Source organism: Streptomyces sp. NPDC005492, from assembly GCF_040605995.1.
GTDB lineage: Bacteria > Actinomycetota > Actinomycetes > Streptomycetales > Streptomycetaceae > Streptomyces.
Genome location: NZ_JBEXDX010000016.1, coordinates 132,391 through 156,972, shown reverse-complemented (window position 1 = coordinate 156,972; position 24,582 = coordinate 132,391). Strand labels below are relative to the sequence as shown.

The 24,582-nt window shown below is 69.1% G+C and carries 16 protein-coding genes; 5 read left to right on the top strand and 11 right to left on the bottom strand.

All coding sequences use genetic code 11. The features are described 5' to 3' along the window. Positions 1-86 precede the first annotated feature (86 nt). Entirely contained in the window at positions 87-1,304 is a 1,218-nt protein-coding gene (locus ABZT04_RS22830; RefSeq protein WP_356058753.1) for an acetyl-CoA C-acyltransferase, read from the top strand. Then, positions 1,301-3,430, top strand: a complete 2,130-nt coding sequence (locus ABZT04_RS22825; protein WP_356058752.1) for a 3-hydroxyacyl-CoA dehydrogenase NAD-binding domain-containing protein — start codon at positions 1,301-1,303, stop codon at positions 3,428-3,430. Before ABZT04_RS22830 ends, ABZT04_RS22825 begins: the two co-directional genes overlap by 4 nt. A 56-nt stretch (positions 3,431-3,486) precedes the next feature. Here ABZT04_RS22825 and ABZT04_RS22820 read toward each other — a convergent pair whose 3' ends face one another. Continuing rightward, entirely contained in the window at positions 3,487-4,998 is a 1,512-nt protein-coding gene (locus ABZT04_RS22820) for a hypothetical protein (protein WP_356058750.1), read from the bottom strand. A 31-nt stretch (positions 4,999-5,029) separates the two neighbouring features. Next, positions 5,030-6,514 carry a hypothetical protein gene (locus ABZT04_RS22815; RefSeq protein ID WP_356058749.1) on the bottom strand — a complete coding sequence of 495 codons (1,485 nt, stop codon included), beginning with the start codon at positions 6,512-6,514 and terminating at the stop codon, positions 5,030-5,032. A gap of 79 nt (positions 6,515-6,593) precedes the next feature. Between ABZT04_RS22815 and ABZT04_RS22810 the strand changes: the two genes are divergently transcribed. Beyond that, positions 6,594-7,499 carry an endonuclease/exonuclease/phosphatase family protein gene (locus ABZT04_RS22810; protein ID WP_356058747.1) on the top strand — a complete coding sequence of 302 codons (906 nt, stop codon included), beginning with the start codon at positions 6,594-6,596 and terminating at the stop codon, positions 7,497-7,499. Between the two features lie 28 nt (positions 7,500-7,527). Here ABZT04_RS22810 and ABZT04_RS22805 read toward each other — a convergent pair whose 3' ends face one another. Then, entirely contained in the window at positions 7,528-11,457 is a 3,930-nt protein-coding gene (locus ABZT04_RS22805) for a bifunctional glycosyltransferase family 2 protein/CDP-glycerol:glycerophosphate glycerophosphotransferase (protein ID WP_356058746.1), read from the bottom strand. A 375-nt stretch (positions 11,458-11,832) separates the two neighbouring features. On the opposite strand from ABZT04_RS22805, the gene ABZT04_RS22800 reads away from it, so the two are divergent. Next, a complete protein-coding gene (locus ABZT04_RS22800) occupies positions 11,833-12,918 on the top strand; it encodes an LCP family protein (RefSeq protein WP_356058745.1) in 1,086 nt (361 codons plus the stop codon). A gap of 53 nt (positions 12,919-12,971) precedes the next feature. Here ABZT04_RS22800 and ABZT04_RS22795 read toward each other — a convergent pair whose 3' ends face one another. Both ABZT04_RS22795 and ABZT04_RS22790 read right to left on the bottom strand, forming a co-directional pair. Then, positions 12,972-14,081, bottom strand: a complete 1,110-nt coding sequence (locus ABZT04_RS22795; protein ID WP_356058743.1) for a hypothetical protein — start codon at positions 14,079-14,081, stop codon at positions 12,972-12,974. A gap of 144 nt (positions 14,082-14,225) precedes the next feature. Beyond that, positions 14,226-15,245, bottom strand: a complete 1,020-nt coding sequence (locus tag ABZT04_RS22790; RefSeq protein ID WP_356058742.1) for a hypothetical protein — start codon at positions 15,243-15,245, stop codon at positions 14,226-14,228. A 68-nt stretch (positions 15,246-15,313) separates the two neighbouring features. Between ABZT04_RS22790 and ABZT04_RS22785 the strand changes: the two genes are divergently transcribed. Then, positions 15,314-15,685 carry an NTP pyrophosphohydrolase gene (locus ABZT04_RS22785; RefSeq protein WP_356058741.1) on the top strand — a complete coding sequence of 124 codons (372 nt, stop codon included), beginning with the start codon at positions 15,314-15,316 and terminating at the stop codon, positions 15,683-15,685. 163 nt (positions 15,686-15,848) lie between these two features. Here the strand turns inward: ABZT04_RS22785 and ABZT04_RS22780 are convergent, their stop codons facing one another. The 6 genes from ABZT04_RS22780 to ABZT04_RS22755 all read right to left on the bottom strand — a co-directional run bounded on the left by ABZT04_RS22780 (position 15,849) and on the right by ABZT04_RS22755 (position 24,385). Continuing rightward, complete coding sequence (locus ABZT04_RS22780; RefSeq protein ID WP_356058740.1) at positions 15,849-17,372, bottom strand: amino acid permease; 1,524 nt, start codon at positions 17,370-17,372, stop codon at positions 15,849-15,851. A gap of 149 nt (positions 17,373-17,521) precedes the next feature. Further along, positions 17,522-19,450 (bottom strand): 1-deoxy-D-xylulose-5-phosphate synthase, encoded by a 1,929-nt coding sequence (gene dxs, locus ABZT04_RS22775; protein ID WP_356058739.1) that lies wholly within the window; start codon positions 19,448-19,450, stop codon positions 17,522-17,524. Between the two features lie 193 nt (positions 19,451-19,643). Continuing rightward, complete coding sequence (locus ABZT04_RS22770; protein WP_356058737.1) at positions 19,644-20,963, bottom strand: sugar ABC transporter permease; 1,320 nt, start codon at positions 20,961-20,963, stop codon at positions 19,644-19,646. Beyond that, positions 20,960-21,748: an ATP-binding cassette domain-containing protein gene (locus ABZT04_RS22765; protein WP_355901950.1), complete on the bottom strand. Its 789-nt coding sequence runs from the start codon at positions 21,746-21,748 to the stop codon at positions 20,960-20,962. Before ABZT04_RS22765 ends, ABZT04_RS22770 begins: the two co-directional genes overlap by 4 nt. Positions 21,749-21,957: 209 nt before the next feature. Beyond that, positions 21,958-23,052, bottom strand: a complete 1,095-nt coding sequence (locus ABZT04_RS22760) for a substrate-binding domain-containing protein (protein ID WP_356058786.1) — start codon at positions 23,050-23,052, stop codon at positions 21,958-21,960. 133 nt (positions 23,053-23,185) lie between these two features. Then, entirely contained in the window at positions 23,186-24,385 is a 1,200-nt protein-coding gene (locus ABZT04_RS22755; protein WP_019063292.1) for an ROK family transcriptional regulator, read from the bottom strand. Positions 24,386-24,582: the final 197 nt, after the last annotated feature.

The following is a 24,582-nucleotide window of genomic DNA, read 5'->3' as shown; positions in this document are numbered from 1 at the left end:
TTGGTTACCCACAAGTAGCATGGTTCCTGAGCGCGCGCTCAGCGCATCGCAGCAGTGCCATCCCGCACCCTGGAGGAGAGCCAATCGTGCCTCGTACCGTCAGGGACGTCGTCTTCGTAGACGGCGTCCGTACCCCGTTCGGCAAGGCGGGCCCGAAGGGCATCTACCACGAGACCCGGGCCGACGACCTCGTCGTGAAGGCGATCCGGGAGCTGCTGCGCCGCAACCCCGGGCTCGACCCCGCGAAGATCGACGAGGTCGCGATCGCCGCGACCACGCAGATCGGTGACCAGGGTCTGACCCTCGGTCGTACGGCCGGCATCCTCGCCGGTCTGCCGCAGTCCGTCGCGGGCTACTCCATCGACCGCATGTGCGCGGGCGCGCTGACCGCCGTCACCACCACCGCGGGCTCCATCGCCTTCGGTGCGTACGACGCCGTCATCGCCGGTGGTGTCGAGCACATGGGCCGCCACCCCATGGGCGAGGGCGTGGACCCGAACCCGCGGTTCGTGAGCGAGAAGCTGGTCGACGACTCCGCGCTGTTCATGGGCATGACCGCGGAGAACCTGCACGACCGTTACCCGCAGATCACCAAGCAGCGTGCCGACGAGTACGCGGTGCGCTCGCAGGAGAAGGCCGCCAAGGCGTACGCCAACGGCAAGATCCAGCAGGACCTGGTGCCGATCTCGGTGCGCAACACCAACGACCAGGTCGGCGAGACCGGTTGGGGTCTGGTGACCGCCGACGAGCCGATGCGCCCGGGCACCACTCTGGAGAACCTGGCCGGTCTGAAGACCCCGTTCCGCGTGCACGGCCGGGTCACCGCGGGCAACGCGGCCGGTCTGAACGACGGCGCCACCGCGTCGATCATCGCGAGCGAGGACTTCGCCCGCGAGCACAACCTGCCGGTGAAGATGCGCCTGGTCTCCTACGCCTTCGCGGGCGTCGAGCCGGAGGTCATGGGCTACGGCCCGATCCCGGCCACGGAGAAGGCGCTCGCCAAGGCGGGCCTGTCGATCGAGGACATCAACCTCTTCGAGATCAACGAGGCCTTCGCCGTCCAGGTGCTGGCCTTCCTCGACCACTACGGCATCGCGGACGACGACGAGCGCGTCAACCAGTACGGCGGCGCGATCGCCTTCGGTCACCCGCTGGCCTCGTCGGGCGTCCGCCTGATGACGCAGTTGGCCCGTCAGTTCGAGGAGCAGCGACACGTCCGCTACGGCCTGACCACCATGTGTGTCGGCTTCGGCATGGGCGCCACGGTCATCTGGGAGAACCCGCACTTCGAGGGGGACAAGTGAGCAACACCACCGAGCTTCTGAAGGGTGCGGCCGAGCTGTTCCCCGACGAGGTCGTGACGTCCGCGCACGTCCGCCACCTGGAACTGCCGTACGGCGCTGGGCGGTTCGCGCTCATCACCCTCGACAACGGCTTCGACCACACCAAGCCGACCACCTTCGGTCCGGCCTCGCTGGCGAATCTCAACACCGCCATCGACCAGGTCGAGAAGGAGGCGGCGGCCGGCGAGATCGTCGGTGTCGGCATCACCGGCAAGCCCTTCGTCTTCGCCGTCGGCGCCGACCTCAAGGGCGTCGAGCTCCTCAAGAACCACGACGACGCGCTCGCCATCGGCAAGGGCGGCCACGAGGTCTTCAAGCGCCTCGCGGACATCGCGGTACCGACCTTCACCTACTACAACGGCGCGGCCATGGGCGGCGGTGTCGAGGTCGGTCTGCACTGCGAGTACCGCACGGTCTCCAAGCACATCGCGGCCTTCTCCCTCCCCGAGGTCTTCCTCGGTCTGGTCCCGGGCTGGGGCGGCTGCACGCTGCTGCCGAACCTGATCGGCGCCGAGAAGGCCGTCTCGGTGATCATCGAGAACAGCCTCAACCAGAACAAGCAGCTCAAGGGCCAGCAGGTCTTCGACCTCGGGATCGCCGACGCGCTCTTCGAGGGAGCCGACTTCCTGGAGCAGTCCCTGATCTGGACGGCGAACGTCCTCAAGGGCGACATCAAGGTCGAGCGCCCGGCGATCGACCGCGGCGAGGCCTGGGACCAGGCCGTCGCCAAGGGCCGTTTCGTCGCGGACTCCAAGGTGCACGGCGCGGCCCCGGCCGCCTACCGCGCGCTCGACATCGTCGCCGCCGCGAAGAACGGCGACCTCCAGCAGGGCTACGACGCCGAGGACCTGGCGCTCGCCGACCTGATCATGGGTGGCGAACTCCGCGCCGGTATCTACGCGTTCAACCTGGTGCAGAAGCGCGGCAAGCGCCCGGCCGGTGCGCCGGACAAGTCGCTCGCGCGTCCGGTCACCAAGGTGGGCGTTGTGGGTGCGGGCCTGATGGCCAGCCAGCTCGCCCTGCTCTTCCTCCGCCGCCTCGAAGTACCGGTCGTCCTCACGGACATCGACCAGGAGCGCGTCGACAAGGGTGTGGGCTACGTCCACGCCGAGATCGACAAGCTGCTGTCGAAGTCCCGTATCAACCAGGACAAGGCCAACCGCCTCAAGGCCCTGGTCACCGGTGTGCTGGACAAGGCCGAGGGCTTCTCCGACGCCGACTTCATCATCGAGGCCGTCTTCGAGGAGATCGGCGTCAAGCAACAGGTGTTCGCTGAGGTCGAGGCGGTCGCCCCGGCAGACGCGATCCTGGCGACGAACACCTCGTCCCTCTCGGTCTCCGAGATGGCGTCGAAGCTGAAGAACCCCGAGCGGGTCGTCGGCTTCCACTTCTTCAACCCGGTCGCGATCCTTCCGCTCCTGGAGATCGTGCGCGGCGAGCAGACGGACGACGCGTCGCTGGCGACCGCCTTCGCGGTGGCCAAGAAACTGAAGAAGACCGCGGTCCTGGTGAAGGACGCTCCGGCGTTCGTCGTCAACCGCATCCTGACCCGCTTCATGGGCGAGATCCAGAACGTCATCGACGAGGGCACCCCGGTCGCCGTCGCGGAGAAGGCGGTCGAGCCGCTGGGGCTGCCGATGTCGCCGCTGGTCCTCCTCGAACTGGTCGGTCCGGCCATCGGCCTGCATGTCTCGGAGACCCTCAACCGGGCCTTCCCGGACCGCTTCACGGTCTCCCCGAACCTCGCGGCCGTCGTCAAGGCCGGCAAGCGCGGCTTCTACGTCTACGACAGCGGGAAGCCGGAGCTGGACCCCGAGGTCGCCGCGCTGCTGAAGCAGGGCGACTCCGTGCTCACCGAGGAGCAGGTCCGTGACCGCGTCCTGGACGCCGTAGCCCAGGAGATCGGGCTCATGCTCGACGAGGGTGTCGTCGCCGAGGCCCAGGACATCGACCTCTGCCTGATCACGGGCGCCGGCTGGCCCTTCCACCTGGGCGGCATCACGCCGTACCTGGACCGCGAGGGCGTGTCGCAGCGGGTGAACGGGAAGACGTTCCTGGCGATGGGGGTTGCGTCGGTTCCGGCGTGACGTAGCGACAGGTGAACGGGGGACTCCGCCGCTTGGCGGAGGCCCCCTTCTGTTCCTCAGTACGTTCCGCCGTAGTACGACGTGGGTGTCGCTCCTGCCGGGGTGGCCATCACCGTGAAGGGGACCCTGGTCACCGGGGACTCCGTGCCGGAGGCGTCGACGGCGAAGACGTCGACGACGTGCGCGCCCGCGCCCCACTGCCATCCCGCTTCCCACGACCAACTGCCGTTCGGGGCCACGGCGGTGCCGCCCAGCAGTACGCCGTTCTCCCGGAACCCCACCTGGGCGGAGGCGGTGGCCGAGCCGGTGAAGACGACGCGTGCGGACGGCACCTGCTCGTGGGCCACGGGTTCCAGTACCACCGGTGCGGTGGTACTCGGCCCGACCGTCGAGATCATCGCGGCCCGGTCCATGGGCGGGGCGATGGCCGCCTGGCCGGAGTCGACGGCCGTGAAGCGGACCTCGGTGCGCCGGGACTGGAAGCCGGCGGCGTCCACGCCGTAGACCTTCACAGGGTGTTCGCCCTTGCTCCAGGACCTGCCGAGTTCCCAGGACCAGGTGCCCCGGGCGTCGACGTCGGTCTGTCCGAGGTACTTGCCGTGCTCCCAGACGATCACCTTGACCGCGCCCGGGGCATGGCCCGTGAGCCGTACGGCGTCCCTGCGGAGCTCCGTGCCCTGTGCGGGTGCCGTCACCGCCGGCGGCAGGAACTCGTCGCCCCGCACCATGGTCGTGGCGGCGAGGTAGGCGTCGATGGCGGACCTGTCGCGGTCCGGTTCCTCGAATCCATTGCTCACGTAACCGAGGCGCGGGGCGATGCCGTCGATCAGGAGGTTGGCGATGCCCATCAGCATGGGGACGTTGCGTCCGGCGATCTGGGTGTGGTCCGCGATGTGCGGGGAGTCGCTGAAGACGAAGTTGAAGTTCTCGTAGTGCTGGAAGAGGCCCAGGAACGGCTCGATCTGGGTCGGGTACTGGTCGTCCTGGGGCGAGGAGACCAGGTAGACGTTGGCCGCACGGTTGACGCCGGAGCGGACCAGGTCGGGGACGAGGGAGTCGACGGTCCGCACGTTCTCCTCCGGCACGCCCTCGCCGAGCATGAAGCGGGCGACACCGGGGTGCACGTTCTTCACGTACGTGCCGATGGAGAACTGGGGCGCGATGGCGACGATGTTCCTGAAGCCGTACTTCAGGCCGAAGTAGAGGGCCGCGCTGCCGCCCTTCGAGCCGCCCCACAGGGTGACCGAGTCCGTGGTGAGGTCGAGGGACTTCATGACGTTCGAGATGAGGGTGACGACGGACTGCTCCAGGCCGAAGTCCATCTCCTTGCACAGGTAGTAGCTCCGGTTGCCCTCGAAGCTGTCGCGGATCCAGAGGATGTTCGCGCGCAGCTTGTCGAACACCCCGTTGGACCAGCCGTAGTCGCCGGGCGCGGAGAAGTTGGCGAAGACGACGACCAGGTGCCGGTTGCCCTTCTGCGCGTGGGCGAAGCGGTACTCGACCGGGAACGCGCCCGCGGCTTCGATGCCGGTGAGCAGCGGCCTCCCGTTCGCGGGTGCTGGGGACATGGCGGAATCCACTCCTGGGAGGGGTCTGGGTTCAGTGGGCGGGGGCGGTGGGACCGGCCGGGGTCGGGATGACCGCGAAGGTGACGGGGGCGGGCGGGGACTCGTCGCCGGCGGCGTTCACCACGAACACCTCGACGGTGTGTGGGCCTTCGGTCCACCGCCAGTCCGCGTTCCAGAACCAGCGGCCGTCGTGGGCGAGCGCGCAGGAGCCCAGGAAGACCCCGTTCTCCCGGAAGCCCACCTGGGTGGCGCCGTTGGCGGCGCCGGTGAACCGGACCTGTACGTCGAGGAGTTGTTGGAAGGGCTCCGGTGTGTGCACGAGCGGGGGCAACAGGGTCCCTACGGCCCCCGGGCCTGCCGTCGGCGCCGCCGTGACGGGTGCCGCCATGTGTTCCGAGGCGGTGAACCGGACGTCCGTACGCTCGGACTGGTAGCCGCTGGCGTCGACGGCGAAGAGCCGCACCAGGTGCTCGCCCGCGCCCCACGGCTGCTCCCGGAGCCACGTCCACGCGCCGTCGGCGCCGACCGGAGTGGACGCCAGGTACTTGCCGTTCTCCCAGATGCTGACGCGTACCGCGCCCGGGGCCCGGCCGGCGAAGCGGACGTCGGTCGTGGGCAGCAGGTCGTGGTGGCGCGGCGCGGTGACGACCGGCGCGGCGAACGACTCCTGCACCACGGAGGTCGACGCCAGGAATTCCGTGATGCCCGACGTGTCGGCGTCGGGCTCCTCGTAGCCGTGCCGGGTGAGGCCGAGGCGTGGCGCGATGCCCTCCACGAGGAGATAGGCGATGCCCAGCAGCGGGGGCGTGTTGCGCTGGGTCACCTTCCCGTGGCCGGTGATGAACGGGGACTCGCTGAAGATGAGGTTGAAGTTCGGGTATCGCCGCAACAGGCCGAGGAACGGCTCCACTTGGGTGGTGTACTGCTCGTCCTGCGGCGAGGACACCAGGTAGAGGTTGGCTTCGGGGTTCGCCCCCGCCGCCAGCAGGTCGGGCAGGACCGCGTCGAGGACCCGGACGTCGTCGTCCGCCATCGCCTCGCCGAGCATGTTCCTGCCCGTGTCGGGATAGACGTCGCGCACGAAGGTGCCGATCCGCAACTGCGGGACGCTGGCGACGATGTTGCGGAAGCCGTATCTGAGCCCGAAGTGGAGGGCCGCGCTGCCACCCTTCGAACTGCCCCACAGGGTCACGTCGTTCGGGGTCAGCCCGAGGGACTTCATCACCCGGGTGATGAGCCCGATGACGGACTGCTCGACCCCGAAGTCCATCTCCCTGCACAGGTAGTAGGTGTTCCCGTCGCCGAACCGGTCGCGGATCCAGAGGATGTTGGACCGCAGGTTGTCGAGGATGCCGGTGGCCCAGCCGTAGTCGTCCGGGGCGTAGATGTTGGCGAAGACGACCATCAGATGCCGGTTGCCGCTGCGCGCGTGGGTGAACCGGTACTCGACGGGGTGGCTGCCCGAGGCGTCGATCCCGCCGATCACCTTGCGGCCCTTGGCGGTTGCTTCAGACATGGCGTGCTTCACTCTCGTCGGGTGCTCCGGGCCCACCGGAAATGTGGTGTCCGGTCGGAGGGTCGGCCATCATGTCGTGATGCATCCCGCTACCTCCCCGTCCGGGCACATGGGCATCCCCTGGCGCAGGCTCGCCGTCGCCGCGGCGGCGCTGCTGGGGTTCGCCACCGTGGTGACGGTGGTGCAGACGTACGGCCCCACCCGCTCCTACGCGTCGCAGCGGACGCTGACCGTCGCGACCTGGAACATGTGCGGTGTCCGGCAGTGGGGTTGTGCCGCGACCGGCAGTTGGGCGCAGAAGCGGACACAGCTCGACCACCTCGCGACCCTGGACGGGGCCCGGGTGGTCTTTCTGCAGGAGACCTGCGACGCGGAGCTGGAGTCGGTGCGCCGGCGACTCGGCGCGTCCTGGCACACCGCGTTCCACGCCTACGCGGATCGCGACCGGGCGGGGCACACGACGCCGATCCGCTGCGCGACGCCCGGAGCGGGCACCGCCGGTTTCGCGATCCTCGCCGCCTATCGTCTGTCGGCCGTCACCACCGTGCCCGCGCAGCAGCCCACGGTGGGGGTGCGGCGGGGCATCCTGTGCGCCACGGTCGCGGCGCACGACGTCCGGGTGTGCACGGCCCATCTGAGCCCGCGGCACAGCGACGTCGTCCATCCCGAATGGGAGTTCCGTGACGACCAGTTGAAGGCACTGGCGCACGCGGGGGCCGCGCGGCGCACGGTGTACGGCGGTGATCTCAACGTGAATCCGCCGGGGTCCCGCAACCCCTTCTCCTGGGTGTGGCCGTCCGGCCCCTACACCACGCACCGGGAGTGCGACCAGGCGTCCGGGTCCTCCCGGTCGGGCCGGGCGACACATCTGTCCGGCCACAAGGTCGACTATCTCTTCACCGGGCTGCCCAGGGTCCGTTGCGCGGTGCGCGACACCGGCAGGTCGGATCACTTCGCCCTGCTGCTGCGGGTACGCACGGGCTGACGTCATGGGGTGCGCTGACCGTTCGATGTCATACGACCACGCCCTCGACGACCCTTCCCGGGGGCGGCTGTTCGGTGGCGGAACGATCCTGCGGCCGCACCATCTGCCGCTGCGGCCCGTTCGCCGCGCCGCGGGAGACGTGGGTGTCGGCCGGCATCGGCTGCGTGGGCAGCGCGTTCACGGACCGGGTGACATCGCCGACGAGCCGCACCGGGTGCCGCTGCGGGGTGAACCAGCCCTGGGCGGGCCGGCTGATCGGCGTGAGCGGGCGGCCCGAGTGACTCGTGTCCACGGTGCCGACAGCGGGGGCCCGCGCCTCCTCCGGCGCGAGGTCGCCGCCGGCGACCAGCATCCGGTCCGCGAGCCGTGCCGAGGCATAGCCGTCGTCGAGGTCGCAGAACTCCCGCTGGAACCAGCGGTACCGCTCGGCGTAGGCGTCCTGGATCCGGTCGATCTCCCGGACGGCGGTCACCAGGTCCTCGGAGGAGTACACCAGGGGGCCGGGCGCACTGCGTTCGAAGTCGAAGTAGAAGCCGCGCAGGGTGTCCCGGTAGTGGTCCAGGTCGTAGGTGAAGAACAGGATCGGGCGCCCGGTGTTGACGTAGTCGAACATCAGGGACGAGTAGTCCGTGATCATCACGTCGGTGATGAGGGACAGATCGGCCATGTCCGGGTAGTCGGAGACGTCGAAGACGAAGCCGTCGCCGGCTCCCGGCACCGGGTCGACCACGTTGGGGTGGCGGCGGACCAGGAGCACGTGGTCGGCGGCCAGTCGGGCCCGGGCGTCCGCGAGGTCGACCCGGAAGTCCAGTTTGTACTTGCCGGGCGCGTAGTACTGGTCGTCGCGCCAGGTCGGCGCGTACATCACGACCCGCTTGCCGTCGGGCAGTCCGATGCGCCGGCGGATCTCCCGCTCCCGCTGTTCCGTGCCCGGTATGCGCAGGATGTCGTTGCGCGGATAGCCGGACTCCACCATCTCGCCCGGGAATCCGAAGGCCCGCTTGAGGATCGGGGTGGAGAAGCTGTTGGGCGAGACCAGCATGTCCCAGTTCTGCACCTCCTTCTCGACCCGTTCCAGATAGCGCTGGTCCGCGAAGTGGATGGCCTCGATGTCATGGCCGATCTTCTTCAGCGGGGTGCCGTGCCAGGTCTGTACGACGACCTGGCCCTCGCGCTTCTGGAACCAGTCGGGCAGGTGGTTGTTGGCGACGACGTACCGGCTGGTGGCCAGTGCCTCGTACCACTGCGGGGACCACATGCGCACCGGTGTGGCGGTCGGGGGGACCTGGACCTGGTCGTCGCGGACGACCCAGAGGTACTCGAAGTCGAGGCCGCGCCGCACCAGTTCCTCGTGCAGGGCGCGGGGGCTGTCGGAGTACTGGGTGCCCTTGAAGGCGTCCAGAAGGATCGCGGGGCGCACCTTCTTCCGCCGCGCGGCCGGGTAGGCCTTGGTGCGCAACAGCTTCTGGCGGTACGGGCCGCGCGCATGGTCCGGCATGGCGGAGTGCACGAGGAGGGACAGCCGGTCGTAGGCCTCGGCCTGGAGTTCGTAGCGGCGCTCGTTCTCCTCGAAGTCCTTCGGGAAGGCGTCGACGAGGGACTGCTCGATCTTCACCATGAGGTCTTCGAGCCGGTCCTCGCGGGCCACCGAGGACAGGTCCTGACGGCGCAGGAAGAAGTCCCACCGCCCGGCGGCCAGCGGGATCTCGCCGGCCAGGGTCCGCATCGCGGCCGGCGAGAGGACGGCGCGGAAGGCGTTGCCGTCCCACTGGAGCGGGACCTCGCGTTCGGCCCCGTGCGCGCGGGAGCGCACCACGAGGTGGGCGTCGCGGAACTCGCGCGCGGTCAGCCGGTCGGCGGCCAGATAGCGGCCCGTGATCTGGAGGGAACCGTCCTCGCCCCAGACGAAGTCCCGCGCCATGGGCAGGGTCGCGCGCTCGAAGAGCACGAGGTAGCCGGAGCCGTTGCGATGGACGACGATTTCCCGGTCGCCCTCGCGGGTCTGCAGCGTGGAGGGCATGCGGTAGTGCCCGTCGGGCGTCTCCTCCGCGACCACCGGATAGATGGTCATCTTCCGGCCCTCGACGTGGAAGGTGGTCTTCCAGCCGTTGCTGCCCATGTTCCAGGACTGGGGTACGTCCGCCCCGGCCCCGGCGTCGACCCGGTGTCCCGGGATGAGCACACGCAGCGGAACCCGGGCGGTGAACGTGCACCAGCCCTCGCCGCCGGGCCGGAAATGGACCCGTGCGTCGTGCTCCCCCGTCCCGCTCATGCTGGTGACCCGGAGCTTGCCCCACTCGGGCACCTTGGGTCCGAGATAGACGCCGTTCAGCTCCAGTTGGTCGCCGTCGATCCGGTGGCCGGTGACCCGGCAGCGCACGATCTCCACGCGTAGCTTGAGCTTGCCCTGGAGGAACACCGGCAGGACACGGGTGTTCTTGTCGACATAGCGGTACGGCGGGTTGGCGGCGGATCCGGCGCCGCCCCGGTCGATGCCCCGGTAGCGGAACAGGCCGCGGCTGAGCACGCCGGCGGCGACGTCCCAGGTGCCCTCGACCCACTGGCCCCGGCGCTTGAGACGGGTGGTGTCGATCCTGGACTCGAAGCCGGCCCAGTCGTAGCAGTAACGATTCTGGTTGGACTGCTCGGTGGCCTGCGGCGCGTACGTGGTCTTCGCCGTGGTGATCACCATCCGCCCCTGCTTCTTGTTGCGCAGGGCGATCGCCTTCACCGACATGTGCTTCTTGTGCACGTTGATGAAACGGACGTACGCCGAGCCGCGCAGGGTGAGCAGATGGCCGTTCGTGCTCCAGCGGGCGCCGTCGAGCGACCCGTGCAGCGAGAACTCCTTGTCCAGTCGGTAGGCCTTTTTGTCGAGGCCGACCTCCCGGTCGCCGAGGTAGGGGTACTTGAGGTAGCGGTGGAACCGGCGCTGCACCGGCATGGGGCCGCCGCGGCGCTCGAACTGGATGACCTCCAGCAGCTCCGGCAGCCGCCAGTCGCGCACCAGGAGCCACTTGACCCGGGCGTCGGCCGGCAGTTCGTCGATGATGGTGGCGTCGGCCTCGTCGAGGAACTCGTTGGCCCACTCCATGAAGGCCTGCTGGTACTCCTCGTCCGCGTCCGGGAGCACCTTCAGATGCAGCATCAGGTCGGACTTGAGGCAGGCGAGGTCGTACTTGCGCTTGCTCTCCTCGTACAACCGGGAGCGTCGCTCGGCCAGGAAGCGGCTGACCGACTGGACGGCGGCGACCCGGTCGCGCAGGTTGGACAGCTCGGTGTGGCGCTGGGTGATCGAGGGGGCGGCGCCGCCCTCGCGCCGGCGCCAGAAGTAGACGATGTCGGTGACGACATCGACCTTGGCGGCCCGGAAGTGGGCGAACATGTTGACCCAGGAGTCCTCGTAGAGGACGCCTTCGGGGAACTCGATGAAGTGGTAGTCCCAGAAGGACCGCCGGAACAACTTGTTCCAGACCGTGCGGTCGTAGATGAGCGCCTCGAACCTGGTGATGTGGGTGCCGCGCCGGTTCTTCTGCATCGGGGTCTTGTGCAGCGGCGACTGCCACTTCTTGGTGGAGTTCATCATCTGCACGTTGCCCGAGACGAAGTCCGAGCCGGACTCCTCCAGCGTGCGGACGAGGAGTTCGTAGGCGTGCTCCGGAATGACGTCGTCACCGTCGACGAACGCGATGAACTCCCCGCGCGGATGCATGGCCCGCAGACCGGTGTTCCGGGCATGTCCGGGTCCCTGCGGCTCCTGGCGGATCAGCCGGAAACGCGGGTCCGCCGCGCAGAACTCGGCGGCGATCGCGGTCGAACGGTCGGTGGAACCGTCGTCGACGAGGATCACCTCGAAATCGCGGAACGACTGCCGTGCGATCGACTCCAGACACTCAGTGAGATAGGTCTCAACATCCTGAAAGGGAACGACAACACTGAGACGCGGATGATCCGCCAACTCCCACTCCTACCGAGACAATTCGCCCACTGAGCTTGGTCGAGAAGCCCACTTCGGGCGGACACCCCCCTGACTCGGCACGCCCCCCAGCCCCATCGCTGGCACGCAACTGCCGCCCCCATGGCCTCGGACAGAGCCCCCTCCACCGAGAGTCACAGGATCCCCATATTCTTAACAGATACTAACCATGGGTCAAGAGGCGGCCATGTGGTGTTCACCGCCACCCCAGCGCGAGTACATCCCCGCTTAAAACGAAGTCACAGGGGTGCCTATAGTTCAGCCACTGCACTGTTGTTTCAGTTGGGCCGGAATCCCCCCTACCCGGGCCCCGCAACTCCGCGTCGGCGGAGCCCGTGAGGAGAGGAACCGCACCCGATGAGCCACAGCGCCACGACCGAGCCCCGGCGTGCCCGAAAGTCGGCAAACCGCCACAACGGCACACCACCCCGCAAGAGACGTCGGGGGCGCATCGTTCTGCTGTCGTTGCTGGTCCTGCTGCTGGCGGCGGGCGGTACCGCCTACTGGCTCTACAGCGGCATCGACGGCAACATCAAGGGCGTCGACATCGACAAGGCGATCGGCGACGACCGTCCGGAGAAGCTGCCCACCTCGGGCCAGAACATCCTGATCCTCGGCTCCGACTCACGCGCGGGCGCCAACGCCGAGCTGGGCACGGGCAATGTCTCCGGCGCCCGTTCGGACACCGCGCTGGTGATGCACATACCAGAGGGACGTAAGAAGGCGGTGGCGGTCAGCATCCCGCGCGACACCCTGGTGACCCGCCCCAAGTGCACCAAATCGGACGGCTCCTCGGTCGCGTCCGCGAAGCGCGTGATGTTCAACTCCATCTACTCCCAGGTCGGTCCGGCCTGTGTGGTGAAGACCGTGGAGCAGATATCCGGGGTCCGCATGGACCACTACGTCGAGGTCGACTTCGCCGGCTTCAAGAACCTGGTGGACGCGATCGGCGGCGTGACCGTCACCGTCGACCAGGACATCCACGACACCTCCAGCGGCCTGAACCTGACCAAGGGCACCCACCGGCTGAACGGCACCCAGTCCCTCGCGTTCGTGCGCACCCGGCACGGCATCGGCGACGGCAGCGACCTCGGCCGGATAGGCCTCCAGCAGCAGTTCATGCTCGCGCTGCTCACCGAGATCCAGAAGCAGGACCTGCTGGGCAGCCCGGTCAAGGCGTACAAGATCGCCGACCAGCTCACCGCCGCGCTGACCACCGACTCCGACCTCGCCTCGCTCACCAAGCTCGCGGAGTTCGGCCGCAGTCTGAACGGCGTCAACCCGTCCACCATGGAGACGATCATGCTTCCGGTGGCGTACGACAAGGTCGATCCGAACCGGGTGGTGGCCGCCGAGCCCCAGGCGACCACGCTGTGGAAGGCGATCCGCACGGACTCGGAGATCCCCGAGTCGGCCAAGAAGTCCCCCGCGACAGGCGGCTGAGCCCTCCTCGGCCGTGCCACACGGCACGGCCGGTCAAGGCCGGGCATCAGGGGTCAGAGGTCCGACCAGGCGCCCAGGGTCAGCCCCGTGCCCGGCTCCTGCCGGGCGACTCTCGGTGTGCCGTCCGGGGTGATCAGCGCCATGACCACCCGCCCTTGGCCGTCCCTGGCCAGCGTCGGCGAGCCCGCGCAGGGCTCCGTCAGCGCGTACCACCACACGCCGTTGCCCTCGACACCGCCCACGCCGAACACCGCGTGTCCCTCGTCGTCCCGGTAGGCGAGGACGAAGCAGTCGTAACCGTCCACCGTCGTACGGAGCGTGGCGTACGGCCGCCGCGCCGGGGAGCCGCCCAGCGGAGCCGGCCAGCCGCCCGCCCGCCAGGACACCGCGCCACCGCTCTCGGCGTCGGTCCAGAAGAAGGTGGCCTGCTCCGGGCCGGTCTCCAACGCGGCGACAGTGCCTGGCGAGGGGCGCAGGGCGAAGCCGCGTGGACCCGTGAAGTCACCGCCGGCTTCGAGCTGCCGCCAGACGAACACCCCGGTCTCGGCGTCGGCGCACACCTCGATCCGCCCGCCCGACAGGGCCACCGGCGTGGGCCACGGGCCGATAGCGGCGCCGTGCAGTTCCTCCCAGGCCCGCCACTTGCCGTTCGCCGCCTCACGGCGCAGCACCAGGCCGCCGTGCGCGCCCCGGGCGAAGACGTGCACGCTGCCGTCCGCCGCGACCGCGCCCACGGGCGGACCCAGCAGCAACCCCTGCTCCCGGTCCTTGTGCGGGTTGCCCAGCGAACGCCAGTCCGTGAAGGCAAGCCCCGTCTGGTACTGGATCGCGTGCACGACGTCCATCGCGCGTGCCCCGTCGGCGCCGGTGCGCTCCCTGCGGCCGAGGAAGTGGACGTAGGAGTCGGCGCCCTGGACCACGGTCAGATGCGTCAGACCGGGCACGGGCACGACATGGGGTCCGCTCCAGTCGGATCCGGCCGTGGTGGTCTCGGTCCAGCGCAGCAGCCCGCCCTCGGTCGGCGCGTAGAGGCTGAGCCGGCCGTCCCTGCCGAGGGTCAGCCAGTCGCCGTGGGCGGCACCGGACGCGGTCGGACCCGGGTTCCGTACGCCCGCCCCGTCCTGACGTACGAGGTCGGCCGGACCTGACGACTTCTTCCGCATGGCGTGCCGCACTCCCCTGAAGCCGACGCTTCACGCGTACGGATTGGCTGAAACGCCGACCATCATATGTCGCCCGCACAGCTGTTCCCGTGCCGTATGGCGACAGCCCGCTCTCCTGGTCGGTCGCCCCCGCCTCCCCGTCGGTCAGACCTCCCGCCAAGCCTCCAACGCCAGCCCCGCCTCCTCCTTCCGCCGCGTGGCGAGGAGCTGTCCGGTGGACGGGGACAGCGTCGCGGCGGCCACCCGGTCGTCCTCGTCCAGGGTGAGGGAGACCTCGGCGTCGGCCGGGAGTTGAGGGCCCGACTCGGTCCACCAGGCGCCCGCGGACTCCTGCTCGGTGGGGTACGCGGCGAAGGCGACCCGGCCGCTGGCGGAGCGCTGGGCGAGCAACGTGCAGTCGTGGCCGTCGAGTTCGCAGCGGACCACGGAGACCGGGCCGGGACCGGCGGAGGGGAGGAGGGTGAGCGACTTGGCGCCGGGGCGCCAGGCGCAGAGGTCGCCGGAGTCGTCCGTGTAGTAGAGGGTGGTGTTCTCCGGGGAGGTGGCCAGCGCGCGGAGTGTGCCGGGGCGGACGCGGGCCTCCATCGCCTCCTCCAGCACCGGTTGTTCGCCCGGCTCCAACTGGTGCCAGTGCAGGATCGCGCCGGGTACCGCCGCGTACAGCTCGACCGTGCCGGACTCCCCCGTCACCGCCGCGAGGTCCTCGTGGACGGCGCTCCCCTTGAGGTCGCGCCAGGGTTCCCAGCCGCCCTTCTCGCGCTGGGCCAGCATGCTCACCCCGCCGCCCGCGTTGCGCACGAAGACATGGGCCCGGCCCTCCGCGTCGACCGCGACCGCCGGGACACCGGTGCGGTCGCCCTTCTTGTTCGGGTGGCCGATCGGGCTCCAGTCGAGGGCGGCGAGCCTGGGGCGGAAGTGCGTGGAGTGGACCAGCCCGGACTCGCCGGCCGCCGTGGGGCGCCAGGACACCAGGTGGGCGTAGCCGTCCGCGCCCTGTCCGATGCCGAGCGCTCCCGGGTGCAGCTTCTGGTCGCCGCCCACCCTGCGCGGGGCGCTCCAGAGGCCGCCGGGGCCGCGTTCCGCCCGGCACAGGACGGCGTCGCCCGAGGACAGATACACACTGAGCCGGCCGTCACGGCCGCGTAGGAGCCAGTCGCCGTTCACCGGTTCACTGTAATCGGGGCGGACGCATCGACGCAGGGTGCCCCCGCCCGCCGTGGGACCCTGTCCCCATGGACGAGGAGGCTCCCCTGCTGGTGATCGTCGACGGCGCGAACGTCGTCGGCTCGGTACCGGACGGCTGGTGGCGCGACCGCAAGGGAGCCGCCGAACGCCTCCGCGACCACCTCGCGACCAACGGCCTGCCCGGCCGCACCGACCCCGTGGAGATCGTCCTCGTGGTGGAGGGCGCGGCCCGCGGCGTGGACTCCGTCCCGGGCGTACGGGTGGACTCCGCACCCCACAGCGGCGACGACCGAATGGTCGAACTGGTCACCGAGGCCGGGGGCCGCCCTTGCCTGGTGGTCACGGCGGACCGGGAACTGCGGCGCAGGGTGGGGGAGTTGGGTGCGGAGGTCGCGGGGCCGCGGAGCGTACGGGGCTGAACGGGGTACGGTCGCCTGCCAGGCCGGCCCGCTCCATAGGACAAACCGCGTCCGGCCCCGCAGCCCCCACCCAAGCGAGACCCACGAGGCCGGACGGCCAACTCGGTTGGCTGTCGACAGGGTCGGGACCAGCAGCCCGGCCGACCGCCAAGGAGCCGAGGGCCTACGGCATGTTCCCGGCCGAGGGTCCGACAGGTCCCCCCGTCTCCGCCCCCTGCCGCAAGCCCAACCGGCTGTGCGTCCGGCCGTAGAAGAAGTACACCGCGAAGCCGATCGCCATCCAGATGGCGAAGCGAAGCCAGGTTTCGGCGGGGAGGTTGAGCATCAGCCAGAGGGAGGCCAGGACCGAGACGATGGGGAGGATCGGGACGAGGGGGGTGCGGAAGGAGCGGGGGAGGTCGGGGCGGGAGCGGCGGAGGATGATGACGCCGATCGCCACCACGATGAAGGCGAACAGGGTGCCGATGTTGACCAGTTCGGCGAGTTCGCTGAGGCTGGTGAAGCCCGAGACGATCGCGATGATCACGCCGAGGAGGATGGTCGGGCGGTAGGGGGTGCGGAAGCGCGGGTGGACGTGGGAGAAGAAGCGGGGCAGCAGGCCGTCGCGGCTCATCGCGAAGAAGACGCGGGCCTGGCCCAGGAGCAGGATCATGCACACCGTCGTGAGGCCGATGGCCGCGCCGAAGCTGATCAGGCCCGCGAACCACGGGTGCCCGGTGGCCTTGAACGCGTCGGCGAGCGGCGCGTCGATCGACAGTGAGCTGTACTTCTGCATACCGGTGACCACGACCGCCACGGCAACGTACAGCGTGGTGCAGATGATCAGCGAGCCGAGGATGCCGCGCGGTACGTCACGCTGCGGGTTGCGGGTCTCCTCGGCGGCGGTGGCCACGACGTCGAAGCCGATGAAGGCGAAGAAGACGACCGACGCGGCGGTGAAGATGCCCATCACGCCGAAGTTGGAGGGGGCCCAGCCGAACATCAACTGGATGAGCGGGGCCTTGAGGTTGCCGCCCGCCTCCACCGCCTGCGACTTGGGGATGAAGGGCTTGTAGTTGTCGCCCTCGATGAAGAAGGCGCCGGCGATGATCACCACGAGGACGACGGCGACCTTGATGGCGACGACGACCGAGGTGACCCGCGCGGAGAGTTTCATGCCCAGGACGAGGATGGCGGTGAGGACGAGGACGAGCGCGGCGGCGAGGATGTCGAAGCCGAAGCCGTGGGCGCCGTCCCGGCCGCTGAGCGCCTCGGGCAGATGCCAGCCCGCGTTGTCCAGCAGCGAGTGGATGTAGCCGGACCAGCCGACCGCCACCACCGCTGTACCGAGGGCGAGTTCGAGGACCAGGTCCCAGCCGATGATCCACGCGGGGAACTCGCCCAGCGAGGCGTACGAGAAGGTGTACGCGGAGCCCGCGACCGGGACCGTGGACGCGAACTCGGCGTAGCAGAGCGCCGCGAGGGCACAGACGACGCCGGCCACGACGAAGGACAGGGCCACCGCTGGGCCGGCGGTGTTCTTGGCGGCCGTGCCGGTGAGGACGAAGATGCCGGTGCCGATGACGACACCGACGCCGAAGACGGTCAGATCCAGGGCCGAGAGCGACTTCTTGAGCGCGTGCTCCGGTTCCTCGGTGTCCTTGATGGACTGTTCGACTCTCTTCGTCCGGAAGAGGGTGCTGCTCACGGGTGTACCTCCCACGCTTGGCGTCCTCGACATGATCGAGAGGGGGCGTGGTGCGTATGCCCCGACGCGGGCGGCTTCACGCGAACGGACCGCTTTCACCACTGCAAAGAGTGGTAAAAGCGGTCCGTACGGGCGGGTCTGCTCCTGTGTCAGTCGCGTGCCGGCTCCACCGAGTCGACCTCGGCGGTGGGCCGTTCGAACCGGCCGTCCAGCTTGGAGACCAGACCGGTGACCTGGCGGGCGATGTCGGGGGCGGTGAGGCCGATCTCCGTCAGCACCTCGGCGCGGGAGGCGTGGTCGAGGAAGCGCGGCGGGATGCCGAAGTCGCGCAGCGGGACGTCCACGCCCGCGTCGCGCAACGCCTGCGCGACCGCCGAACCGACGCCTCCGACACGGGAGTTGTCCTCGACGGTGACGACCACCCGGTGCTGCTCCGCGAGCGGGGCCATGGCCTCGTCGACGGGCTTGACCCAGCGCGGGTCGACGACGGTGGTGGAGATGCCCTGCTTGTCGAGGAGGTCGGCGATCTCCAGGCACATCGGCGCCAGCGCGCCGACCGAGACCAGCAGGACGTCCGGGGCGTCGGTACCGGGCGCGCGCAGCACGTCCATGCCGCCGATCCGGCCCACGGCGGGTACGGCCGGGCCGACCGCGCCCTTGGAGAAGCGGACCACCGTCGGCGCGTCCTTGACCTGTACGGCCTCGCGGAGCTGGGCGCGGACCTGCTCGGCGTCGCGCGGCGCGGCGAGGCGGAGGCCCGGGACGACCTGGAGGATCGACATGTCCCACATGCCGTTGTGGGAGGCGCCGTCGGTGCCGGTGACGCCGGCCCGGTCCAGGACGAAGGTCACCCCGCACTTGTGCAGGGCGACATCCATCAGCACCTGGTCGAAGGCGCGGTTGAGGAAGGTGGCGTAGACGGCGAAGACGGGGTGCAGTCCGCCGGTGGCGAGGCCCGCCGCGGAGACGGCGCCGTGCTGCTCGGCGATGCCGACGTCGTAGATCCGGTCCGGGAACGCGTCGGCGAACTTCTTCAGGCCGACCGGCTGGAGCATCGCGGCGGTGATCGCGACGATGTCCTCGCGCTCCTGGCCGAGCGCGACCATCTCGTCGCCGAAGACGGAGGTCCAGTCGGCGCCGGAGGCCTTGATCGGCAGGCCGGTGTCGGGGTGGATGGGGCCGATGCCGTGGAAGCGGTCGGCCTCGTCCTGGAGGGCGGGCTGGTAGCCGCGGCCCTTCTCGGTGAGGACGTGGACGATGACCGGGCCGCCGAAGCGCTTGGCGCGGGCCAGCGCGGACTCCATGGCCTCGATGTCGTGGCCGTCGATGGGGCCGACGTACTTCAGGCCGAGGTCCTCGAACATGCCCTGGGGGGCGATGAAGTCCTTCAGGCCCTTCTTCGCGCCGTGCAGCGTCTCGTAGAGGGGCCTGCCGACGACCGGGGTGCGCTCCAGGAGGTCCTTGCCGCGGGCCAGGAAGCGCTCGTAGCCGTCGGTGGTCCGCAGGGTCGCCAGGTGGTTGGCGAGGCCGCCGATGGTGGGTGCGTACGACCGCTCGTTGTCGTTGACGACGATGACGAGGGGGCGGTCCTTGGCGTCGGCGATGTTGTTCAGCGCCTCCCAGGCCATGCCGCCGGTGAGGGCGCCGTCACCGATCACGGCGACCACGTGGTCGTCGCGTTTCAGCACCTGGTTGGCCTTGGCGAGGCCGTCGGCCCAGCCGAGGACGGTGGAGGCGTGCGAGTTCTCGATGACGTCGTGCTCGGACTCGGCCTGCGAGGGGTAGCCGGAGAGGCCACCCCGCTGCTTCAGCTTGGAGAAGTCCTGGCGGCCGGTCAGCAGCTTGTGGACGTAGGACTGGTGGCCGGTGTCCCACAGCACCCGGTCCTTCGGAGACTCGAACACGCGGTGCAGGGCGATGGTCAGCTCGACCACACCGAGGTTCGGTCCGAGGTGGCCGCCGGTCTTGGAGACGGCGTCCACGAGGAAGGTCCGGATCTCCTCGGCGAGCTGGTCGAGCTGCTCCAGGCTGAGCCGGTCCAGATCGCGCGGTCCCCTGATGCGGGTCAGCAGCGGCACCCGTGCCTCCTTGCAGTAGAGCTGATCGAGCTGTTGCCGGGCTTGTCGAGTCTAATGTTCCGCCTTTGCGGACGGCGCCCGGGCTCTGCGTCGTACGTCACACGATCGGCTGTACCCGGGAACAGTCTTTCCTACGACATGACTGTGCCCGGTACCGCGTTCGGTACCGGGCACTGGTCGGCGAGGGCGCGGGTCAGCCGCGACCGGCGGCCTTCTGGCTCTTGCGGGACACGGAGTCGATGACGACCGCGCCGAGCAGAACGCCACCCGTGATCATGTACTGGATCGACGTGTTCATGTTGAGCAGGTCGAGGCCGGTCTGGATCGACTGGATGACGAGCATGCCGAGGAGCGCGGACCAGACGGTGCCGCGGCCGCCGAAGAGGCTCGTACCGCCGATGACCGCGGCCGCGATGGCCAGCATCAGGGTGTTGCCGCCACCGGCGTTGAGCGTGGCGCTCTGGGTCTGGCCGGCGAAGAACATACCGCCGACCGCCGCGAACCCGCCGGAGATGGCGAACACGGTGATGCGGATCATGGAGACGTTGATACCGGCACGCCGCGCGGCCTCGATGCCGCCGCCGACCGCGAAGACCTTGCGGCCGTAGGGGGTACGGCGGAGCACGAAGTCCACGATCACCAGCGAGGCGAGGAAGATCACCAGCGAGTTGGAGACACCGGCCGAGGAGTTCAGCACCGCGGCGGTGACGAACGCGGCCACGGCGAGCAGGCCGACCCGCAGGCCGATCTCACTGGTGGGCCGGAAGGGCACCCCGGCGGCCTTGCGGCGTCGCTGGTCGATGAGCGAGCCGAAGAGCAGCGAGGCGACGCCGAGAGCGGCCAGGATGTAGGCGCCGGCGATCGACTGGTCCATGAAGAACGAGCTCTGGCCGAGCAGGTGCACCGGACCCGCGTCCGGGATGTTGATGGTGCCGCTCGAACCGAGCAGCCACAGCATCAGACCGTTCCAGCCGAGGAAGCCGGCCAGGGTGACGACGAACGCCGGTACGCCGATCCTCGCGAAGAAGAAGCCGTGCAGCGCGCCGATGCCGATGCCCGTGACGATGGTCAGGACCAGCGCCAGCCAGCCGTTCATCCCGTGGTTGACCACGAAGACGGCGAACAGGGTGGACGCCAGACCGCTGACCGAGCCGACGGACAGGTCGATCTCGCCGAGCAGCAGCACGAAGACCAGGCCGATGGCGAGCATGCCGGTGGCCGACAGGTAGTAGCTGATGTTGGACAGGTTGTCCGCGCTCAGGAACCGGCTGTTCTGCAGCTGGAAGATGATGCCGATGACGATCAGACCGGCGACGACCGGCAGCGAGCCGAGTTCACCGCCCTTGACCTTGCGCTTGAACTCGGTGATGTAGCCCTTGAAGCCCTCTTCGCGGATCAGCAGACGAGGGTCGATGACGGTGGCGGCCGCGGCCGCGGCCGTGGGGTCGTCGGCCGGAGCCGGAGCGGTCGGTTGGACCGCGTCCTTCTTCACGGTGTTGGACGTGTCGCTCACTTTGCCGCCTCCGTGCTGCGCACCGCACGACGGGTCACGGCGTTGTCCGTGGCACCGGTGATCGCGGCGATGATCGTTTCCTGACTGGTGTCCTTCACCGGGAAGGAGCCGTTGTTCTTGCCCAGGCGCAGCACGTTGACGGTGTCCGCGACCGCCTTGACGTCGGCCATGTTGTGGCTGATGAGGATGACGCCGAGGTTGCGCTCGCGCAGCCGCTCGACCAGGTCGAGGACCTGGGCGGTCTGCTCGACGCCGAGGGCGGCGGTGGGCTCGTCGAGGATGACGACCTTGGGGTCACCGATCAGCGCGCGGGCGATGGCGACGACCTGCCGCTGACCTCCGGAGAGGCTGGCGATCGGGATCCGCACACTGGGGATGCGGATGGAGAGCGTGCTCAGCAGCTCCCGGGAGTTCTTCTCCATCGTGACCTCGTCGATCACGCCTCGGCGCAGCAGCTCACGTCCGAGGTAGAGGTTGCCGACGACATCGAGGTTGTCGCAGAGCGCGAGGTCCTGGTAGACCGTCGCGACTCCGAGTCCCTGGGCGTCGTGCGGCTTGTTGATGCTGACCGCGTTGCCCTCCCACTCGATGACTCCTTCATCGATGGGGTGCACTCCGGCGATGGTCTTCACCAGGGTGGACTTTCCTGCGCCGTTGTCGCCGACGAGCGCGACCACTTCTCCGGCGTGGACCTCCAGTTCGACATCGGTGAGGGCCTGCACCGCACCGAATCGCTTGGAGACTCCGCGCAACGCCAGCACGGGCGTAGCGGACACGTGAACCATCTCCTTCGCCGCCTGACCGGCGGGGATGCCGCGCTTGTCAAAAGGCGCGGAGGGTTGTGCCTAGGCACAGATTTACAAGATGAACATGCGCGCGGCCGATGCCAGTTGGCAACGGCTGCGTTCGCATCGGTTCCGATCGGCGCCCGCCCCGCAGCGGGGTGTGAAGGCGGGGCGGACGCCGAAGGGGCTTTGTCACCGCTGGGCGGTGGTTACTGCAGACCGGCCGTCTTGCACGCCGCGGCGTAGTCGGTGGTGCAGATCTGCGCGACGGTGTAGAGGCCGTCCTTGATGACCGTGTCCTTGATGTTGGCCTTGGTGACCGACACCGGGGTCAGGAGCTGCGAGGGCACCTTGTTGCCCGAGCCGCTGGTCTGGGTCGTGGTGGCGAGCGAGGAGATGCTCTTGTTCTGCGCCAGGTCGACGGCGAGCGTGGCGGCCGCCTCGGCCTCCGGCTTGAAGGCCTTGTAGACGGTGCTGGACTGGGTACCGGCGACGATGCGCTGGATACCGGCGAGCTCCGCGTCCTGACCCGTCAGCGGGATGCCGCTGATCTTGGCGCCCTTGAGGACGGTGGCGATGCCACCGGCCATGCCGTCGTTGGCGGAGTAGACGCCCGCGATGTTCTTGGCACCGAGCTGGGTGATGGCCGCCGACATCTTCTGCCCGGCGATGGTGTCCTTCCACAGACCGGACTGCTCGTAGGCGATGTCGACCTTGCCGTCGAGGGCCTCGTGGGCGCCCTTCTTGAACTGCGCGGCGTTCGGGTCGGCGTCGTCACCGTTGATCATGACGATCTTCGACTTCGTGGTGGCCTTCGAGCCCAGCGCGGTGAGGAGCGCCTCGCCCTGGAGCTTGCCGACCTGGACGTTGTCGAAGGACACGTACGCGGAGACCGGGCCCTGGGCCAGACGGTCGTACGCGACGACCTTGATGCCCTTGTTGACGGCCTGCTGGATCGAGGACTTGATCGCGGCCGAGTCCTGGGCGCTGATCACGATGACCTTGACGCCCTTGGTGATCATGCTGCTGACCTGCTGGGCCTGGGTGGCCGCGCTGGCGTTGGCGTTGTTGTACTCGACGGTGCAGCCGGAGCAGAGCTCCTTGACCTTGGCCTCGAAGTACGGCTTGTCGAACTTCTCGTACCGCGTGGTGACACTGTCGGGCAGGAGCAGGCCGATCTTGGCGTTGGTGCTGCCCGAGGCGCTGGAGCTGCTGTCGGACTTCTTGTCGTCTCCGGCCTTGCCACAGGCGGCCATGGAGACGGCCATCGTGGTGGCGATGACGGCAACGGCGGCACGACGCATACGCGTGTTCACTTCAGAAACCTCCCTGACGAGGCCGCGACGTTGCGGCCGAGGTGGCTGGAAGTCAACTCGGCCACGCGTGCGACGTCAAGAAGTAAATACTTAACGAGATGGCAACGGCGTCGTGCGTTCTCTAAGTGAAGACAGGTGTGGCCGCGGTCAGCGACCCGTCCAAAAGGGTCGAATCACCCATCTCGCTGAGTGCGAGGGCGAGTGCTCCGAGCACCTCCGCACGGCCTCCAAGTGCCCCCGGGAGAACGGACAGTTGACGCGCCGCACTGGGGATCGCATAGCGGCCGACAGACTCCCTGATCGGCCCGAGCACCAGCTCACCGGCCTCGGCGAGATCGCCACCGAGGACCACTCGGCTCGGGTTCAGCAAATTGCAGAGATTGGCGACTCCACTGCCGATGTGGCGGCCGACGTCGGCGATCACCCGACGACAGCCCGGGTCTCCGTCCCGCGCCAGTCGTACGACTCCTTCCATGGTCAGGTCGGTGCCGTGACTGGACTGGAGGAGCGGCAGCACATAGCGCGCGGCCGTGAAGGTCTCCAGGCAGCCCCGGTTTCCGCAGCGGCAGACAGGGCCGGACTCATCAAGAGTAATATGCCCGATTTCTCCCGCTGTGCCACCCGGGCCCCGGTAGATCTTGCCGTTGATGACCAGGCCGGCGCCGACACCGCTCGCGACCTTGATGTACGCCAGGTCCCTGACCCCCCGACCACTCCCCCAGACCAGCTCACCGAGGGCGCCCAGGTTGGCGTCGTTGTCCACGTGTACGGGCACCCCGAGGCGGCTGCCCAGCTCCTCGGCGGGTCTGGTGCCGGTCCAGCCCGGGAGGATGGCGGTGGAGCCCAGGGTGCCCGACTCCACGTCGATCGGCCCGGGCACACCGAGGCCCACTCCGGCGATCTTGGAACGGTCCACCCCGGTCGCCGTGATCAGCCGGTTGACCAGCTCTTCCGCCCGGTCGAAGCCCTGCGTCGAGGAGGCGTCCACGTCGACCGGCTCGGACTCCTCGGCCAGCACCTGGTGGGCGAGATTCCCAACCGCGACGCGCAAATGCGTGTGCCCGAAGTCGACCCCGATGACGATGCCGGCGTCCCCGCTCAGCGACACGCTGCGGGCCCGGCGGCCACCCGCCGAGGTGGGCGTGACCTCGACCGTTCCGCCGTCCTTGAGCTCGCGCACGATGTTGGAGACCGTCGCAGCGGACAGGCCCGTCGTCCTCGCGATCTCCGCCTGCGTGAGCGACCCGGCCAACCGCACCGCACGGACGACCCGCTCAAGATTGGCTCGGTGCAGTGACGACTGCGACCCCGGAGTCTCCACGACGACCTCCTGCGCGCGGGACCGCATCGATGAGGCCCCGTCTATGTCCAACTAGTGAACTCTAAGCTGAGCCGTTCGGGTTGCCTCCCGTCAAGAGGTTGAACCGCATCGGGGGTCTCGGACACATACGTGGACACCGCTCCCGGCCGACCGGGAGCGGTGGTGGAACGAGGGGTTCCTTCTACGTCCTCCAGGCG